Origin of the sequence: Pseudomonas sp. Pseusp88, from assembly GCF_047303955.1 — a bacterium.
In the GTDB taxonomy this organism is placed as follows: domain Bacteria; phylum Pseudomonadota; class Gammaproteobacteria; order Pseudomonadales; family Pseudomonadaceae; genus Aquipseudomonas.
Window position 1 is genome coordinate 33,037 of record NZ_JBGLYM010000036.1, and the last position, 17,667, is coordinate 50,703.

A 17,667-nucleotide genomic window follows, 5' to 3' on the forward strand; every position below is an offset into this window, starting at 1 on the left:
AGGAGCTGCCGCAGGCTGCGAAAGCGGTGTAGTGCCATTCGCAGCCTTCGGCAGCTCCTACAGAAGTTCGTGTGTGTTCCGCGACGGTGCTCCGTCAAAAATCCACACTCACCGCCACGTTCACCCCCTGCTGGGTGATGTCATCGTTCTTGCGCCAGTTATACCCGCCACGCAAGGTCACATCCCGCCCGAGTTTCTGCGCAACGCCAAGGCTGGCGCGGTTCAGGCTGCGTTGCGGGGTGTAGCCGGTGAGGGTGAAGTCATTGAATGGCAGACTCTTGAGAGCGATGGTCACGTCCTGTTGATCGTTCTCGAACTCACGCTCGTGGGCGATCTCGCCGAAAACCGAAGTTGCGGGCGTCAGTTGGAACTTGCCTTGCAGTCCTGCACCCAGACGCCGCGACTTGCGGGTCTGGTCATCAAAGCTCAAGGCCGTTGAGCGTGCGCCTTTCTCCGAATAACCATCGACATCGATATGGGCGTAGTCGGCGCTGATAAACGGCGACAGATGCCACGGGCTGTTGGCGCCGGCGATATCAAAACCGAGACGGCTGCTCAAAGCCCACAGGCTGCCGTCGGTATCACCTTTTTCTGCGCCTTCGCTGACGCCCAGGGCAAACTTGCGTTTGGCGTTGGCGTAGTCAAGCCGTCCGCCGGACGCTGACAGGTCGGCCCACCAGTGATTGGCCTGGAATTGCAGGAACGCGGTAGCGATATAACTGTTGAGCTTGTAGTCCGAATCCCGCTCGCCTGCCTGCAGATTCTGCCGGTAGGCGCCTGCGACCATCCCCACGCGCCAGTCTTCGGCCAGACGATAGCTGCCGCCTGCGGTCAGGTTGTAGCCATGGCCGTCGGCGCTGGCGGAATTGCTCTGGGCATCGATATCCAGCTTCTGGCCGCTGGCCGAGACTATCGCTTGCCACTGACCGATCGCCTGCCAGTTGCCCCAGTCGGCCAGCCATTGCGCACGCAGCTCGTCCTGCTGAGCGCGCAGTGACGCGTTGGCCATCTCCGGTAGCAGGGTGGTTTCCCAGGGCGCGGCAAGAATGGACCAGGCGTAGTCAGCGATCAGCTTTTGCCCGGTGACCGTCGGGTGTACGCCGTCGTTGAACAGCAGTTTGCCTGGATCAGGCGTGGTGCTGCTGATGCCGTACTGGCTATTTTGCACGCAGCTGTTGCCGCTGAAACAGGTGCCGACCAGGTTCTGATTGGCCGCGAGGCCGAAGCGGGTCGGGTCGGCCAGGGTTTCCTTGAGCAGCAGCGGGATGTTGAGCGGGATGATATTGGCGTCGATCTGCCCCAGCTGTCTGACAAGTTCCTGATTGAATACGCCACTGAGCAGGGTCGATGGCAGTTGCAGCGGCGTTCCGGAGACGGCCGGGGTCTGGCCGATATCCGGCAACAGCCAGACCATGATGTAACGCGCACCGGCCTGTTGCAGAACCCGGGCACTGGCGGCCAGTTGATCGGCGGCCCCCACCGCTTGACCGAGGCTGGTCACCCGGCCTTGCAGGAAGTCATTGCCGCCACCGGTGAGGTAATAGAGCGCATTGGGGTCTGCGCGGAGATTATTGGCAGGCAGATAGCCGGTACGGCTGCGGAGCAGAACGTCAGTGCCGCTGCTGTTATCGCTGACCTGGGATTGCGAGGTGATCGAATCGTAGATCTGGTCCGTGCGATAGCCGCCCACCGCCCAGTTATTGCCATCCGCGCGCCCCAGGGCCGCGTTCACCGGCGAGGTGGATGCGCCCAGGTCGCCCGCAGCAATGCCCAGATGGCTGCCCAATAAGGTCGATGAATTCAGGCTGAAGAACTCACCGCTGCCGCTCTGATAAGTCGGGCCGGTTCGGTTGGTAAAGCGCAGGGTAGCGCCTTGCGGGCCACCTGCGTCGGGGAACTGCCCGGCATCGGCCAGGCTGTCGCCAAATACGATCATCGTCGAGTAAGGTGAAGACGCGGCGAGTGCCGAAGAGCAGGCCAGACTCAGTGCGCAGGCAACCAGGGGCAGGGATATCAGGGATTTAGTCATTGAGAACATCCTGTCTCGTTGTTTTTATGCCTTACGAAAAGTAGCCAACAATCGCCCAGCGTCCAGCCCGTACGGCACCTGACGTCAGCAGGGTCCGGATTTTGGCCGATACCCTGATTTTTTTCGTATCTGATGCGTTACAACGAGCGGATTCTTGCGCAGAATTGCCCCTCGTCATGCCAGCCAGGTACGGCGATATTGCGCCATATGGCGGCGTACGCTACTGTGCCGGAACGTATGAACGAGACCTCTCCCGTGTTGAATGTCAGCAAACTCTTGATGCGCGTTATCAAGGCTCACGCCCGTTGGCGTTGGCGCGCCTGACTATCTTCCCTGCCGGCTTCGCCGGACCTGTATCGACATGCCTTCGACCGATTTGCCTGATCCCTGCGCGGGATCGTCAGCCTCTAGTGCGTGACTCTGCGGGCGATTGATCGGATGGCGCTATAAAGTCAGAAAATTCAAGAGGTTAAGCACAGCATGCTGCTGATGATAGATAACTACGACTCCTTCACTTACAACGTCGTCCAGTATCTGGGCGAGTTGGGTGCCGAGGTTAAAGTGATTCGCAACGACGAGCTGACGGTCGCTGAAATCGAAGCCCTGAACCCCGAGCGCATCGTCGTCTCGCCGGGCCCGTGCACGCCGAACGAAGCCGGTGTCTCGCTGGAGGTGATCAAGCACTTCGCTGGCAAACTGCCAATTCTCGGCGTGTGCCTGGGCCATCAGTCCATTGGTCAGGCCTTTGGCGGTGATGTGGTGCGGGCGCGTAAAGTCATGCATGGCAAGACCAGCCCGGTCATTCATGAAGACAAGGGCGTGTTCGAGGGCCTCAACCACCCGTTGACCGTGACCCGTTATCACTCCCTGGTGGTCAAGCTCGAGACCTTGCCTGATTGCCTGGAAGTTACCGCCTGGACTGCTCTGGAAGACGGTGCCCAGGACGAAATCATGGGCTTGCGCCACAAGACCCTGAACGTCGAGGGCATCCAGTTCCACCCTGAGTCGATCCTCACCGAGCAGGGCCACGAGCTGTTCGCCAACTTCCTCAAGCAAACCGGCGGCACTCGTCAGGGTTAAGGACTGCTTTCTATGACTATGAATATCAAGACCGCTCTGGCCCGGGTGGTGACCCAGCTGGACCTGAGTACCGACGAGATGCGCGATGTCATGCGCGAAATCATGACCGGCCAGTGCACGGAGGCGCAGATCGGCGCCTTCATGATGGGCATGCGCATGAAGAGCGAGAGCATCGACGAAATCGTCGGTGCCGTATCGGTCATGCGCGAGCTGGCGAGCAAGGTCGAACTCAAGACTCTCGACGGCGTGGTGGATATCGTCGGCACTGGTGGTGATGGTGCGAATATCTTCAACGTGTCCACGGCGTCTGCCTTCGTTATTGCTGCAGCCGGTTGCACCGTGGCCAAGCATGGCAACCGCGCGGTATCCGGCAAGAGCGGCAGCGCGGATCTGCTGGAGGCGGCCGGTGTTTATCTGAACCTGACGCCCGTACAGGTTGCCCGCTGCATCGATAACGTCGGCATCGGCTTCATGTTTGCCCAGTCCCATCATGGCGCGATGAAATACGCCGCCGGTCCGCGCCGTGATCTGGGCCTGCGTACGTTGTTCAATATGCTCGGTCCGCTGACCAACCCCGCTGGCGTGCGCCATCAGGTGGTCGGTGTATTCAGCCAGGCCCTGTGCCGTCCGTTGGCCGAAGTGTTGATGCGCCTTGGCAGCAAGCATGTACTGGTGGTGCATTCCCAGGATGGCCTGGACGAATTCAGCCTGGCGGCGCCGACGTTTGTCGCTGAGCTGAAGAACGGCGAAATCACCGAGTACTGGGTCCAGCCCGAAGACTTGGGTATGAAAAGCCAGAGCCTGTTCGGCCTGGTGGTCGACAGCCCGGCGCAGTCCCTTGAGCTGATTCGCGATGCTCTGGGCCGACGCAAGACCGAAAATGGCCAGAAGGCTGCCGAAATGATTGTCTTGAACGCCGGTGCCGCACTTTACGCCGCCGACCATGCCACTACGCTTAAAGAAGGCGTGGAATTGGCTCACGATGCGCTGCACACAGGTTTGGCCCGGGAAAAGCTGGAAGAGCTGGGTGCCTTTACCGCGGTATTCAAGCAGGAGAATGAAGGATGAGCGTGCCAACGGTTCTGGAAAAGATTCTCGCCCGCAAGGCTGAAGAAGTCGCGGCATGCCGTGCGCGTGTCAGCCTGTCCGATCTTGAAGACCTGGTCGCCGAGGCCGATGCACCACGTGGCTTTGCCAAGGCGCTGATCGCGCAGGCCAAGCGCAAGCAGCCGGCCGTCATCGCCGAGATCAAGAAGGCCTCGCCGAGCAAAGGCGTGATTCGCGAGAAATTCTACCCGGGTGAGATCGCCCGGAGTTACGAAAAAGGCGGCGCGACCTGCCTGTCGGTCCTGACCGATATCGACTTCTTCCAGGGCGCCGATGCCTATTTAAAAGAAGCGCGTGCCGCTTGTTCGTTGCCGGTGATCCGCAAGGACTTCATGATCGACAATTACCAGATCATCGAAGCCCGCGCCCTGGGTGCCGATTGCATCCTGTTGATCGTGTCGGCGCTGGACGACGTCAAGATGGCCGAGCTGGCGGCGACCGCCAAGAGCGTCGGCCTGGATGTGCTGGTCGAAGTGCATGATGGCGATGAGCTGGAACGTGCGCTGAAAACCCTGGATACCCCGCTGGTCGGCATCAATAACCGTAACCTGCATACGTTCGAAGTCAGCCTGGAAACCACCCTGGACCTGCTGCCGCGTATTCCGCGCGATCGTCTGGTCGTGACCGAAAGCGGCATTCTCAACCGTGCCGATGTCGAGCTGATGGAAATCAACGACGTTTACTCCTTTCTGGTCGGCGAAGCCTTCATGCGTGCCGAAGAGCCAGGTGTAGAGTTGCAGCGGCTGTTTTTCCCGGAAAACTCTTAATCCGGTTGGTGTCGGAGAGGCCCGCATGGCTGAGCAAGTTGTCGATATTTGCGTCGAGAAAGGCCTCAAGGCCGAGCAGGATCTGTTGGCATCGGTCTGTGCGGGGGAGGTCGACTCCGGATTGTTGATGTGGCGGCCCAGTGATCGCGCCCTGGTCATGCCCCGGCGCATGAGTCGGCTGCCGGGTTTCGTCGAAGCCAGCGAGACCCTCAGCGACAGTGGCTGGCCGATTCTGCTGCGTGAAAGCGGCGGTGAGCCGGTGCCGCAATCCTCAGCCACGGTCAATATTGCCCTGGTTTATGCGCAGCCGGGCAACGATGCCGATCGTGACCGTATCGAGCTGGCTTACCGGCGTCTGTGTCAGCCGATTCTGGATGTATTGACCGGGTTGGGTGGTGCAGCGTCATTGGGTGAAGTCGAAGGGGCGTTCTGCGACGGGCGCTTCAACGTCAATCTCGATGGGCGCAAGATGGTCGGCACGGCACAACGCTGGCGTCAGAGTCAGGGCGGGCGGCGTCCTGTGGTACTGGTACACGGCGCGTTGCTGCTGGAAGACGAGCGGCGGGAGATGGTCGCGGCGGTCAACCGCTTCAATGAACTCTGTGAACAGGATCAGCGAGTGTCTGCGGACAGCCACATCGCGTTACACGAAGCCTTCCCTGGCGCGCAGGTGCTGGCGCCGCTGGCTGAAGCGTATCGTCGGTTGCTCGACACTCTCTAAGCGTCAGCGTGTGCCGAAGACCACCATGGTCTTGCCCTTCACATTAACAAGCTGCTGTTCTTCCAGCGCCTTGAGCACACGACCAACCATTTCCCGCGAACAGCCAACGATACGCCCGATTTCCTGACGAGTGATCTTGATCTGCATGCCGTCGGGATGAGTCATGGCATCGGGTTGCTTGCACAGATCGAGCAAGGTGCGGGCGACACGGCCGGTGACATCGAGGAAGGCGAGGTCGCCGACCTTGCGTGTCGTGGCACGAAGACGCTCGGCCATCTGGCTGCCGAGGGCATACAGAATGTCCGGCTCCTGCTGCGAGAGCTCACGGAACTTGACGTAGCTGATCTCGGCCACTTCGCATTCGGTCTTGGCCCGCACCCAGGCGCTGCGCTGGGTTTCCAGCCCAGGCTGTTCGAACAGCCCCAGTTCGCCAAAGAAATCACCACTATTAAGGTAGGCAACTATCATCTCCCGACCTTCATCATCTTCGATCAGGATAGTGACCGACCCCTTGACGATGAAATACAACGAATCGGAGCGCTCCCCAGCGCAGATGATGTTGCTTTTAGCGGCGCAGCGGCGACGTTGGGCGTGGGACAGAAGTTTGTCGAGGTTCTTGATCTTGTGTGTAGCGGTAATCGCAACCATGCCTGCATCCCGAAAAGTACTTCGCCTCACGGCGTTATTTTAGTTATCGGCCGGACAAACCGTTGCCGCAGCTTATCAGAGCCGCATTTGTATCATTTCCGAAATTTCCTACGTACATGCCATTACACGTATCGTTTAGCGACATTCTCGGTGCGCCAGCGACGCTATGCTAAGCTGGCGACCCTTTTTTCAGTGGAGTCCTGGCGATGAAGGCACGCATTCAATGGGCTGGTGAAGCCATGTTCCTCGGCGAATCCGGCAGTGGTCACGTAGTGGTCATGGATGGTCCGCCGGAAAGTGGCGGCCGCAACCTCGGCGTGCGACCGATGGAAATGGTGCTGATCGGCCTGGGCGGCTGCAGCAACTTCGATGTGGTCAGTATCCTGAAGAAGGCGCGCCAGCCAATCGAAAGCTGCGAAGCCTTCCTTGAGGCCGAGCGCGCCACCGAGGATCCGAAAGTCTTTACCGCCATCCACCTGCATTTCGTGGTCAAGGGCCGCAGTCTTAAAGAGACCCAGGTCAAGCGCGCCATCGAACTGTCGGCGGAGAAATACTGCTCGGCGTCTATCATGCTGGGCAATGCCGGGGTCAAGATCACTCACGATTACGAAATCGTCGAGTTGGGTTGAGCGGTATCCGCTGATCAGCGACACCCAACTATCATAAAAGAGGCGCAGACTCTGGCAGACCGTTGCTGACGTCTGCATAATGCGCCCCTTTTTCAGGGCACAGGCCGCAGGTCTTCAGCGGCTGTGCCCGACAGACAACCAAAATCGCCAACGCGAAGAGGTGTTAACCGTCCTACGCAAATGAGCCTGGCTCATCTGACGGGCATGCTTGATCACGCGGCCGGGCCGCACATTTATAGAGAGTTTTTAACGGTGAAAAGCAAACTCAAGCTCCACGGGTTCAATAACCTGACAAAGACCTTGAGCTTCAACATCTATGACATCTGCTATGCGGAAACCCCGCAGGACCAGCAGGCCTACGTCGAGTACATCAACAGTGTGTACGACGCCGAACGCCTGACGCGGATTCTCACTGATGTGGTCGATATCATTGGCGCCAACATCCTCAATATCGCTCGCCAGGATTACGACCCCCAGGGCGCCAGCGTGACGATCCTGATCTCCGAGCAGCCGGTAACGCCTACCGACAGCCAGATCGAAGAGTCGCCAGGCCCGTTGCCGGAAACCATTCTTGCGCACCTGGACAAGAGCCATATCACGGTCCACACCTATCCGGAAATCCATCCGGTCGATGGCATCGCGACGTTTCGCGTGGACATCGATGTGTCGACGTGCGGCGTGATTTCACCGCTCAAGGCGCTGAACTATCTGATCCACAAGTTCGAGTCGGATATCGTCACCGTCGATTATCGCGTGCGCGGGTTTACTCGTGACGTTGAAGGCAAGAAGCACTTCATCGACCACGAGATCAACTCGATCCAGAACTATCTCTCCAGCGACACCCGCGACGGTTACCAGATGACCGACGTGAACGTGTATCAGGAGAACCTGTTCCACACCAAGATGCTGTTGAAGAACTTCGAACTGGATAACTACCTGTTCGGCGACGCCACCAGCAACCTCTCGCCGGAACAACGCGAACAGGTTACCGAGCGTGTGAAACACGAAATGCTGGAAATCTTCTACGGCCGCAACATGCCGGTCTGATTGATTCAGCAAACAAGAAAGGCGCCCATTGAGGCGCCTTTTTTGTTGGTGTTGATCCCGGAGGTTATCCGGGATCACGGATCAGATGCGATACGTACTCTTGGTCATGACCTTGGCCAACAGGCTCATGCCGAATTTCACCGGTGCCGGGAAACGGTAACCGCCGGCCTCAAGTGCGCTTTCGGAATGATGTTCTTCGTCGATGCGCATCTGTTCAAGAATCGCCCGGGACTTTTCGTCTTCCGGCGGCAGTTGCTCAAGATGATCGTTCAGATGCTTGCAGACCTGATCTTCGGTGGCCGCGACGAAGCCGAGGCTGACCTTGTCGCTGATCAACCCCGCCACGGCGCCAATACCGAAGGACAAGCCGTAGAACAGCGGATTGAGCACGCTGGTATGGCTGCCCAATTGGTGAATGCGCTGTTCGCACCAGACCAGGTGATCGATTTCCTCTTCCGCCGCATGCTCCATGGCCGCGCGGACTTTGGGTAGCTTGGCGGTCAGCGCCTGACCTTGATACAGGGCCTGGGCACAGACTTCGCCGGTATGGTTGATGCGCATCAGCCCGGCGACATGTTTGGTGTCGACCTCATCCATCTTGGCTTCAGGCTGGACAATGGCCGGGGAAGGGCGATGAGGATGTGCGCTCAGCGGCAGTAACGTGCGCATCGCGGCATCGGCTTGCAACAGAATACGATCAAGGGGCGAGTAGTGACGTTCGGTAGCCATGGGCACCTCCGGATAAATCCACGGTCGCCAGTTTACCCCAATTGTGCCGGACAGGTTTGAGCTGGGTCAGCGTGGGGCAGGAGGGAGCGTATTTTATGCGGGGCCGGCTTTAGCCGGGAAAGCGCATTCCTGGCTAAAGCAGGTCCCACAAATATCAATCAAACCTTGATCAGCCCGGCGGCCAATGCATCTGGCGCTGCCCGAGCACATGCATATGGATGTGATAGACGGTCTGCCCGCCCATCTCATTGCAGTTCATGACCACGCGAAAACCCTCCTCGCAGCCCAGTTCCAGGGCCAGTCGCTGGGCGGTGAACAGGATATGACCAGCCAGGCCCTTGTCCTCTTCGGTCAGGTCGTTGAGGGTGCGGATCGGCTTTTTCGGGATGACCAGGAAATGCACGGGCGCCTGGGGGGCGATGTCGTGAAAGGCCAGCACCTGATCATCTTCGTAGATGATCTTCGCCGGAATCTCCCGGTTGATGATCTTGGTGAACAAAGTATCCACAGCCATGGGCTCCTTGTGGGTGGATGTCGGGTGTGCCGAGTGTAGCGCTCGGCCGGCCATGCGTCAGTGTATGCAGTAGGACTTATTGATAGCGCCGGTAATCCTGCGGGTCAGCCAGCGTGGGGCGAATCGTGGTGTCAGGGTCATCAGGCGATTGCGCCAGCCGGGAATGATCACCGCGCGATTTTTCGCCAGGGCACGTACGGTATAGAGCGCAACTTCTTCTGCGCTCATCATTTTCGTTTTGGCGCTGAGCTTGTCGGTGTCCATCGCGGCGGTCCGGTAGAACTCGGAACGGGTCGGGCCCGGGCAGAGCACCGAGACTTTCACGCCGGTCTTGCGCACTTCCTCGCGCAAGCCCTCGGAGAAATGCAGGACGTAGGCCTTGCTGGCGTAATACGCACTCATCCACGGTCCCGGCGCGAAGCCGGCGACAGACGCCACATTGAGAATCTGCCCGCCGCCCTGCACGGCCATCAGATTGCCAACGGTGTGGCAGAGACGGGTCAGCGCGAGGATATTCAGGTCGATCAGGTCTTGCTCCAGGCCCCAGTCCTGAGCCAGGAAAGGACCGCTGGTGCCGATGCCGGCGCAATTGACCAGCAGGTCGATGGGGTGTTCGCCGTCTTCCAGTTCAAGGAGAAAGCCGGACAGGCGTAGCGGTTCGCCCAGGTCACAGGCACGGAACAGCACTTCCACGCCGAAGCGCTGGGTCAGCTCAATGGCGATGGTTTCCAGCAGGTCGCGTTGCCGGGCAACCAGCAGCAGGTTATGCCCCCGTCGTGCCAGGGCCTCGGCCATGGCCAGGCCGATGCCGCTGGAAGCGCCAGTGATCAGGGCGTAGCGGGTCATGCAGTTCTCCATTGATGAGGTCCGGCGATGAGACCTGTGCCAGAGCGCTTACGTCACTTTTTGCCGCTGTTTTCGTCGCCCTTGAAGAAGGTGGCGGGAGCGGCTGAGTCCTTGACGTTGCCGTCGGTGTCCTCATCGTCATCGCCGGGCAGGTTCTGTTCGTATTCGGTCGCGCTGTTATCGAGCTCCTGCTGGAACGCCGTCAGGCCTCCGGCTACGCCAGCAGCGATGATCACCACGAGGAACACCACCCACAGCCAGGCCAGGACTTTGACCGCCTGGCTATTGGGCGGAGGCGGCGGTCCATATTGGTTGGCGGCGGTATTACCCGGCATCACCACCAAGAGGATAGGGAACACGCTGCCGACGAACGGCACCAGGTTCAGCAGCAGCAGCCAGCCTGACCAGCCGAGGTCGTGAGCGCGCTGTACGCCGATCTGAATGCTGACGCAGATGAATGCGGCGGCCACCACGGCACCCAGCAGGCCGCCGAGGATCAGGTTAACGCTGGCCAGCAGGGCGCAGCAAAGGGCTGTCACTATTGCAACGACAGTCAGAACCAGTGTCCAGGCCAGATAGCGCACCCGGCCTATACGGCCATGGACACTCATGATCTTGAGTTCGGCGTATTCCTGCACGGCGCTGCCTACCGGGGCGCGGGGTGGCGCATAGGGCGACGACGGCGCAATCGATTCGGCGGTACGGGCAGCCGTGCCGGTCGCATCGACTTCCTCCAGGCTCAAGCTGATGGCCGGGTCCGCTTCGATGCGGGCTTCGACGCCTGCGTCATTGAGGGCCTTGAGATAATGCTGCGCATCGGCCTGGGTCAAGCCACGCTTGAGAGCCATGGCGTTGCCACTGAACAGCTTCTCGACGGCGGAGGTCTCGCTCTTGAACAGTCGGGCGAGATTCAGCTTGGCCGTCTCCAGGTCGACGCCGGGGCGCAGTTGTCCTTCGAACACGATCTTGTAATGGGTGTCGGCCATAGAGGCTTCCTTGTCTGGTGATAACGTCGACTGCACATGCTATGGCAGCAGGCTGCATGTGTGGTCATCTCAGCTAGACCTTCAACCGGCGGGTTTCAGGTTGTTCTTTGTACCTTGCGGTATGTGTCCAGGCCAGCAGGCGCGCTCGAAACTATGGGGACGCGCACGTTATTCAGGGGCAGCAAGGCCGACAGACTCTCTTTGGGGGTGGGGAGCGCCAGGAGTTCCCCTCCTCAAAGCAGTTAGAACGGTTTGACGACAACCAAAATAACCACTGCCAGCAAAATCACTACGGGAATTTCATTGAACCAGCGATAGAACACATGGCTGCGTCCGTTCTCGCCGCGAGCGAAGCGTTTGATCTGAGCGCCGCAGACGTGGTGATAGCCGATCAGCAGAAACACCAGGGTCAGCTTGGCGTGCAACCAGCCCTGTTTCAGGAAGCCTGGCGCGAGGGTGAGCATCCAGATGCCGAAAATCAGCGTGGCGATCATCGCCGGGCCCATGATGCCGCGATACAGCTTGCGCTCCATCACCGCGAAACGATCGCGACTGACAGCGTCTTCGCTCATGGAGTGGTAGACAAACAGGCGCGGCAGGTAGAACAAGCCGGCAAACCAACAGACCATCGAGACGATGTGCAGCGCTTTGACCCACAAATAAAGCATTTCTAGTTATCCCACAGGTTCACGGAGGCCAAATAGTAGAGGCTTGAGCGGCCGGACGCACGTTGCAGGTTGTCGCAAGGGGCTCAGGCTCATATCATCGACGCCTTTCCAGTAGGTTCGTTGAGGGCAGGTCATGGTCAAGGTCGGTATCGTCGGCGGCACGGGTTACACCGGGGTCGAGCTGCTGCGTCTGTTGGCACAGCATCCGCAAGCTGAGGTGGTGGTCATCACTTCGCGCTCTGAGGCAGGTCTGGCCGTTGCCGACATGTATCCGAATCTGCGAGGCCACTACGATGGCCTGGCGTTCAGCGTGCCGGACGTCAAGACCCTTGGCGCCTGCGACGTCGTATTCTTCGCCACACCCCACGGCGTAGCGCACGCCCTGGCGGGCGAACTGATCGAGGCAGGCACCAAGGTTATCGACCTGTCGGCTGACTTTCGCCTGCAGGACCCGGTTGAATGGGCCAAGTGGTACAACCAGCCCCACGGCGCGCCGGAACTGCTGAAAGAAGCGGTCTACGGCCTGCCGGAAGTCAATCGCGAGCAGATCAAACAGGCGCGCCTGATCGCGGTGCCGGGTTGCTATCCGACCGCTACGCAGTTGGGCTTGCTGCCCTTGATCGAAGCTGGCCTGGCTGATACGTCCCGCCTGATCGCTGATTGCAAGTCGGGTGTCAGCGGCGCGGGCCGTGGTGCCAGTGTTGGCTCGCTGTATTCCGAGACCAGTGAAAGCTTCAAGGCATACGCTGTCAAAGGCCACCGTCATCTGCCGGAAATCAGCCAGGGCCTGCGCCGCGCAGCCGGTGGCGATGTCGGGCTGACCTTCGTGCCTCATCTGGTGCCGATGATCCGTGGCATTCACGCCACCCTGTACGCCACCGTCGTTGATACCTCGGTAGATCTGCAGGCGCTGTTCGAGAAGCGCTATGCCAACGAACCGTTCGTCGATGTGATGCCGGCTGGCAGCCACCCTGAAACCCGTAGCGTGCGTGGCGCCAACGTCTGCCGCATCGCTGTGCATCGTCCACAGGGTGGTGACCTGGTGGTCGTGCTGTCAGTGATCGACAACCTGGTCAAAGGTGCGTCGGGCCAGGCGGTGCAAAACATGAATATCCTGTTCGGCCTGGATGAGAAGCTTGGTCTTGCCCATGCGGGGATGCTGCCTTAAAAGAAGCTAGTAAGTTGCGAGCTTCAAGCGGCAAGCCAAGAGCGCAAGCGGGTGAATGCGAGTCACTTGCGACTACCCGCTTGAAGCTTGTCGCTTGAAGCTCAAAGCTGCCCTTCTAATAGTTGACCAATTTTCTAGGAGAAGCGGATAATGCCCGTCATTACGCATTATGACGGCCTGGTGCCGGGAGACAGTTAACATGAGCGTCGAATCCTTCACTCCTACCGCTTTGCAATTCACCGAGGGTGCAGCGCACAAGGTGAAGAGCCTGGTCGATGAAGAGGGCAATGATCGCCTGAAGCTGCGCGTCTTCGTGACCGGCGGCGGCTGCTCGGGCTTTCAGTACGGTTTCACTTTCGATGAAGACATCGCTGACGATGACACCATCGTCGAGCGCGAAGGCGTGAGTCTGGTGGTCGATCCGATGAGCTTCCAGTATCTGGCAGGCGCCGAGGTGGATTATCAGGAAGGTCTGGAAGGTTCGCGGTTCGTCATCAAGAACCCTAACGCCACCACGACCTGCGGTTGCGGTTCGTCGTTCTCGATCTGATCCTGCTGTTGCTCCAAATAAAAACGCCGCGTATCGAACGCGGCGTTTTGCTTTCTGCGGGTATCAGGCCCCGGCGGGGTAGATTGCGCCCAAAACCCGCAGGCCTTTGGCGCCAGTCACTGTAGGTCGGTTGGCCGGTACGCCTTCCAGACAGCAATGGGCCAGCCAGGCAAAGGCCATGGCTTCGACCCAGTCCGGATCGACGCCGAAGGCTGCCGTGCTGCTGACTTTGGTCTGTGGCAGCAACGTCGCCAAACGATCCATCAATGCCTTGTTATGCGCGCCGCCGCCGCAGACCAGCAACTCTTTGGTATGGGTCTGCGCCGATTGCAGGGACTCGGTGACGCTCAGTGCACTCAGTTCAAGCAGCGTTGCCTGGACATCCTCGGGTGCCAGGGTCGGCAGTTGGAACAGGTGGTGATGCAGCCAACCCAGGTTGAATACCTCACGGCCAGTACTCTTGGGCCCTTTGGTCTGGAAAAACTGATCGCTGAGCAATGCCTTGAGCAGTGCGGGGTCAGCCTTGCCGCTGGCGCCCCAGGCACCGTCGCGGTCATAGCTTTCGCCACGCTGGGCCTGAATCCAGGCGTCGAGCAGGACGTTGCCGGGGCCGCAGTCGAAGCCTGAGACCGGTTTATCGATCTCGATCAGGCTGAGGTTGCTGAAGCCGCCGATATTAAGCACGGCGCGATGATCTTTGTTGTCGTCGAATAGAGCCTCGTGGAACGCAGGCACCAACGGCGCACCCTGGCCGCCGGCGGCGATGTCGCGGCGACGGAAGTCGCTGACCACGGTAATACCGGTCAGCTCGGCCAGCAGCGCCGGGTTGCCGATCTGTACGGTGAAACCGCGCGCCGGCTCGTGGCGAATGGTCTGGCCATGACTACCGATGGCGCGGATCTCTGCGGCAAGGATGTTCTGCTTTTCCAGCAGGGCATGAACGCCCTGCGCGGCAAAGTGCACCCACTTCTGCTCGGCGATACCGGCCCGGGCAATTTCGTCCACTCCGCTGGAGCACAGGCCCAGCAGCTCGGCGCGCAGGTCATCGGGCATGGGAATGTAGTGGGTGGCCAGCAGGCGTGGCCGCTCATCCTGTTCCAGTAACACGATATCGAAGCCGTCGAGGCTGGTTCCGGACATTACACCGATATATAAGTTGGCCATGTCTTATCGTTTGCTCGAGGCCAGCATGGTGGCCTTTTCCTGGTCCATGCGCGCCATCAGTGGCTGGCTTTGCTGCATGAACCGCTGTTTTTCGGACTTGGCGATCGGATCCGCCATTGGCAATTTCTGACCCAGAGGGTCGACGTGCACACCATTGACCTGGAACTCATAGTGTAAGTGCGGACCAGTCGACAGGCCGGTTGTTCCAATATAGCCGATGACCTGGCCTTGTCTGACATTGCTGCCAGTCTGAATACCTTTGGCAAAGCCCTGCATATGTCCGTACAGCGTGCGGTAGGTGTCACCGTGCTGGATGATCACGGTATTGCCGTAGCCGCCACGACGACCGGCCAACAACACTTTGCCATCACCGGTGGCCTTGATCGGCGTACCGCGCGGTGCTGCATAGTCGACGCCTTTATGGGCGCGGATCTTGTTCAGGATCGGGTGCTTGCGGCCCATGGAGAAAAGCGAGCTGATGCGGGCGTAGTCAACCGGGGTGCGGATGAAGGCCTTGCGCATGCTGTTGCCATCGGCGGTGTAGTAATTGGTCGTGCCCTGCTTGTTGGTATAGCGAACAGCAGTGTAGGACTTGCCACGGTTGGTAAAGCGGGCGGAGAGAATGTTGCCGGTGCCGACGGTCTTGCCATTGACGACCTTCTGTTCGTAGATCACATCGAATTCGTCACCCTTGTGGATGTCCTGGGCGAAGTCGATGTCGTAGCCGAAAATCTTCGCCATATCCATGGTCATGCTATGGGACAGGCCGGCCTTCTGTGCCGAGAGTGACAGCGAGTTGCTGATCACGCCATGGACATAGGCGGTGCGCACGTTGGGCTTGCTGATTTCCTGATTGAAGGCATAGCCCTTGGCGGTTTTGGTCAGGCTGATGCTTTCCAGTTCGCTGAGCTTGCTGTGCAGCTGCTTCAACTGGCCATCAGGGGACAGCTCGAATTGCAGGATCTGGCCATTCTTGAGCTGGGAGAACTGTTTGGCCTGTTTGTCGCTGGCCAGTACCTCGTGCACGGTCGCTGCAGGCAAACCGACTTTGGCGAACAGGGTGGACAGGGTATCGCCCTTGCTGACGACGACTTCGCGGTGGTTGGCGTCCTTGACCGGCGCGGCGGCGGACTCTGCCTTCGCTACCTTGGCGTCTTTCTTTTCCGCTTCGGTGGTCGCGGTGTCTTCGGGCTCGTCGGCGCCGTTGTCGATCTGGGCAAAGGGTGAAGGTGTTGCTTCTTGTGTGGCTTCTACCGCTTCGGGAGCGTCTTGTTCCTGTGTCAGTTGTTCGGAGGGCGTAGGTGCCTCCATATCAAGGCTCAAATGAGTTTTCTTGGCTTCCACTTCACTGGAGGGGAAGACCAGAAGCGCCAGGCTCAGCAAGGCGGCAATTCCGCTTGCAGCGAGCAGATGGCTCTTCGGATAAAGCGGGGGCGCTTTAGTCGATGTGTCTGTCATAGGTGATTTGACTTTGAAAAAGATGAATTGGAAAAGATGAATGACATGATGAAGATGAAATAACTGTATAAAATATAACCAAATCCTGCCTGAGGCAACCCTAAGCGCGTATCCCGTCCGGATTTGCCGATGAGCGCTGGGCAAAACTTGTAATTGGGCGCTGATCTTGTATGGTTGGAGCCCTTTGAAACGAGCCATTTACGGGGCTGATATGAAGTCGGTTGAAGAACAGCTGGCGCTGATCAAGCGCGGTGCGGATGAACTCCTGGTCGAGGCCGAGCTGGTCACGAAGCTCAAGCGTGGACAGCCACTGCGTATCAAGGCCGGATTCGATCCGACCGCTCCGGACCTGCACCTGGGTCACACCGTCCTTATCAATAAGCTGCGTCAATTCCAGGAACTGGGCCATCACGTCATTTTCCTGATTGGCGACTTCACCGGCATGATCGGTGATCCGAGCGGCAAGAGTGCCACGCGCCCGCCGCTGACCCGTGAGCAGGTTCTGGATTACGCCGAGACCTACAAGTCTCAGGTTTTCAAGATTCTTGATCCGGCCAGGACCGAGGTTGCGTTCAACTCCACGTGGATGGATTTGATGAGCCCGGCTGATTTCATCCGTCTGTCCTCGCAGTACACCGTTGCCCGGATGCTCGAGCGCGATGACTTCGACAAGCGCTACAAAGCCAACCAGCCGATCGCCATTCACGAGTTCATGTACCCGCTGGTTCAGGGTTATGACTCCGTCGCCCTGCGTGCGGATGTCGAGTTGGGCGGTACCGACCAGAAGTTCAACCTGCTGATGGGGCGTGAGCTGCAGCGCTCCTATGGGCAGGAAGCGCAATGCATCCTCACCATGCCGTTGCTTGAAGGCCTGGACGGGGTGAAGAAGATGTCCAAGTCCCTGGGTAACTATGTAGGTATCCAGGAAGCGCCGGGCATCATGTATAGCAAGCTGGTGTCGATCCCGGATGCGCTGATGTGGCGTTACTTCGAGCTGCTGAGCTTTCGCAGCATGGATGAGATCAATGCATTCAAGGCTGACTGCGAGGCTGGCGCCAACCCGCGTGACATCAAGATCAAGCTGGCTGAAGAGATCGTTGCGCGCTTCCATGGTGAAGAGGCTGCGGCTAATGCTCACCGTTCCGCGGGTAACCGTATGAAGGAAGGCGAGTTGCCGGACGATCTGCCGGAGATCAGTATCTCTGCTGCTGAAGACATGCCTATCGCAGCCGTCCTTAATAAGGCGGGCCTGGTGAAGAACTCGGCGGTGGCTCGGGACCTGCTCGGTTCCGGTGGTGTGCGTATAGATGGTGAAGTGGTTGATCGTGGCTTTGTCTTCAAGATTGGCGCTACCCATGTGTGTCAGGCGGGCAAGAAGGCGTTCGGGCGGATTACTCTGACGGCTGAATAGTGGTCAGCGGCAAGCTATAAGCTTCAAGTTAGAAGCGGGAGGCAGGCATTCCCGGTCCTTCTTGTGGTTTGTAGCCAGAAACTTGAAGCTTCCTGAAATAATCGCTTGACGCCCCTCAGAATCTATCTATAATTCGCCCCACTTC

At 59.0% G+C, this 17,667-nt stretch carries 18 protein-coding genes; 9 read left to right on the plus strand and 9 right to left on the minus strand.

Annotation, left to right across the window (positions count from 1 at the left end):
* Positions 1–94: 94 nt before the first annotated feature.
* Positions 95–2,029, minus strand: a complete 1,935-nt coding sequence (gene estP / locus ACCD02_RS28095; RefSeq protein ID WP_413309188.1) for an esterase EstP — start codon at positions 2,027–2,029, stop codon at positions 95–97.
* Positions 2,030–2,509: 480 nt separating this feature from the next.
* Between estP and ACCD02_RS28100 the strand changes: the two genes are divergently transcribed.
* From ACCD02_RS28100 to ACCD02_RS28115, 4 genes are read left to right on the plus strand one after another with little or no spacing between them, the layout of a single operon-like run.
* Positions 2,510–3,109, plus strand: a complete 600-nt coding sequence (locus tag ACCD02_RS28100; protein ID WP_413309190.1) for an aminodeoxychorismate/anthranilate synthase component II — start codon at positions 2,510–2,512, stop codon at positions 3,107–3,109.
* Positions 3,110–3,127: 18 nt separating this feature from the next.
* Entirely contained in the window at positions 3,128–4,177 is a 1,050-nt protein-coding gene (trpD, locus tag ACCD02_RS28105) for an anthranilate phosphoribosyltransferase (RefSeq protein WP_413309224.1), read from the plus strand.
* On the plus strand, positions 4,174–4,983 hold the full coding sequence (trpC, locus tag ACCD02_RS28110) for an indole-3-glycerol phosphate synthase TrpC (protein ID WP_413309192.1): 810 nt from the start codon (positions 4,174–4,176) through the stop codon (positions 4,981–4,983). Before trpD ends, trpC begins: the two co-directional genes overlap by 4 nt.
* A gap of 25 nt (positions 4,984–5,008) precedes the next feature.
* Positions 5,009–5,704 (plus strand): biotin/lipoate A/B protein ligase family protein, encoded by a 696-nt coding sequence (locus tag ACCD02_RS28115; RefSeq protein ID WP_413309194.1) that lies wholly within the window; start codon positions 5,009–5,011, stop codon positions 5,702–5,704.
* A gap of 3 nt (positions 5,705–5,707) precedes the next feature.
* Here the strand turns inward: ACCD02_RS28115 and crp are convergent, their stop codons facing one another.
* Positions 5,708–6,352, minus strand: a complete 645-nt coding sequence (gene crp / locus ACCD02_RS28120) for a cAMP-activated global transcriptional regulator CRP (RefSeq protein WP_413309196.1) — start codon at positions 6,350–6,352, stop codon at positions 5,708–5,710.
* Positions 6,353–6,558: 206 nt separating this feature from the next.
* Here crp and ACCD02_RS28125 point away from each other — a divergent pair, with 206 nt between their 5' ends.
* Positions 6,559–6,981 (plus strand): OsmC family protein, encoded by a 423-nt coding sequence (locus ACCD02_RS28125; RefSeq protein ID WP_413309198.1) that lies wholly within the window; start codon positions 6,559–6,561, stop codon positions 6,979–6,981.
* Between the two features lie 252 nt (positions 6,982–7,233).
* A complete protein-coding gene (speD, locus tag ACCD02_RS28130; protein ID WP_413309226.1) occupies positions 7,234–8,028 on the plus strand; it encodes an adenosylmethionine decarboxylase in 795 nt (264 codons plus the stop codon).
* A gap of 81 nt (positions 8,029–8,109) precedes the next feature.
* On the opposite strand, the gene coq7 is transcribed toward speD, so the two are convergent.
* From coq7 to hemJ, 5 genes are all read right to left on the minus strand, one after another.
* Positions 8,110–8,757, minus strand: a complete 648-nt coding sequence (gene coq7 / locus ACCD02_RS28135) for a 2-polyprenyl-3-methyl-6-methoxy-1,4-benzoquinone monooxygenase (RefSeq protein ID WP_413309200.1) — start codon at positions 8,755–8,757, stop codon at positions 8,110–8,112.
* Between the two features lie 169 nt (positions 8,758–8,926).
* Positions 8,927–9,265 (minus strand): histidine triad nucleotide-binding protein, encoded by a 339-nt coding sequence (locus ACCD02_RS28140; protein ID WP_413309202.1) that lies wholly within the window; start codon positions 9,263–9,265, stop codon positions 8,927–8,929.
* Positions 9,266–9,328: 63 nt separating this feature from the next.
* Complete coding sequence (locus ACCD02_RS28145; RefSeq protein WP_413309204.1) at positions 9,329–10,117, minus strand: SDR family NAD(P)-dependent oxidoreductase; 789 nt, start codon at positions 10,115–10,117, stop codon at positions 9,329–9,331.
* Positions 10,118–10,170: 53 nt separating this feature from the next.
* A complete protein-coding gene (locus ACCD02_RS28150; protein WP_413309206.1) occupies positions 10,171–11,103 on the minus strand; it encodes a DUF805 domain-containing protein in 933 nt (310 codons plus the stop codon).
* 242 nt (positions 11,104–11,345) lie between these two features.
* Positions 11,346–11,771, minus strand: a complete 426-nt coding sequence (gene hemJ / locus ACCD02_RS28155) for a protoporphyrinogen oxidase HemJ (RefSeq protein ID WP_413309208.1) — start codon at positions 11,769–11,771, stop codon at positions 11,346–11,348.
* A gap of 133 nt (positions 11,772–11,904) precedes the next feature.
* Here hemJ and argC point away from each other — a divergent pair, with 133 nt between their 5' ends.
* Together argC and erpA are read left to right on the plus strand one after the other, a co-directional pair.
* On the plus strand, positions 11,905–12,939 hold the full coding sequence (gene argC / locus ACCD02_RS28160; RefSeq protein ID WP_413309210.1) for an N-acetyl-gamma-glutamyl-phosphate reductase: 1,035 nt from the start codon (positions 11,905–11,907) through the stop codon (positions 12,937–12,939).
* 199 nt (positions 12,940–13,138) lie between these two features.
* Positions 13,139–13,489 (plus strand): iron-sulfur cluster insertion protein ErpA, encoded by a 351-nt coding sequence (gene erpA, locus ACCD02_RS28165; RefSeq protein ID WP_413309212.1) that lies wholly within the window; start codon positions 13,139–13,141, stop codon positions 13,487–13,489.
* A gap of 63 nt (positions 13,490–13,552) precedes the next feature.
* Here erpA and ACCD02_RS28170 read toward each other — a convergent pair whose 3' ends face one another.
* Together ACCD02_RS28170 and ACCD02_RS28175 are read right to left on the minus strand one after the other, a co-directional pair.
* On the minus strand, positions 13,553–14,653 hold the full coding sequence (locus tag ACCD02_RS28170; protein ID WP_413309214.1) for an anhydro-N-acetylmuramic acid kinase: 1,101 nt from the start codon (positions 14,651–14,653) through the stop codon (positions 13,553–13,555).
* Between the two features lie 3 nt (positions 14,654–14,656).
* Positions 14,657–16,111, minus strand: a complete 1,455-nt coding sequence (locus ACCD02_RS28175) for a peptidoglycan DD-metalloendopeptidase family protein (RefSeq protein WP_413309216.1) — start codon at positions 16,109–16,111, stop codon at positions 14,657–14,659.
* A 211-nt stretch (positions 16,112–16,322) separates the two neighbouring features.
* On the opposite strand from ACCD02_RS28175, the gene tyrS reads away from it, so the two are divergent.
* Positions 16,323–17,522, plus strand: coding sequence for a tyrosine--tRNA ligase (gene tyrS / locus ACCD02_RS28180; protein WP_413309218.1), 1,200 nt, complete (start codon positions 16,323–16,325; stop codon positions 17,520–17,522).
* Positions 17,523–17,667 lie beyond the last annotated feature (145 nt).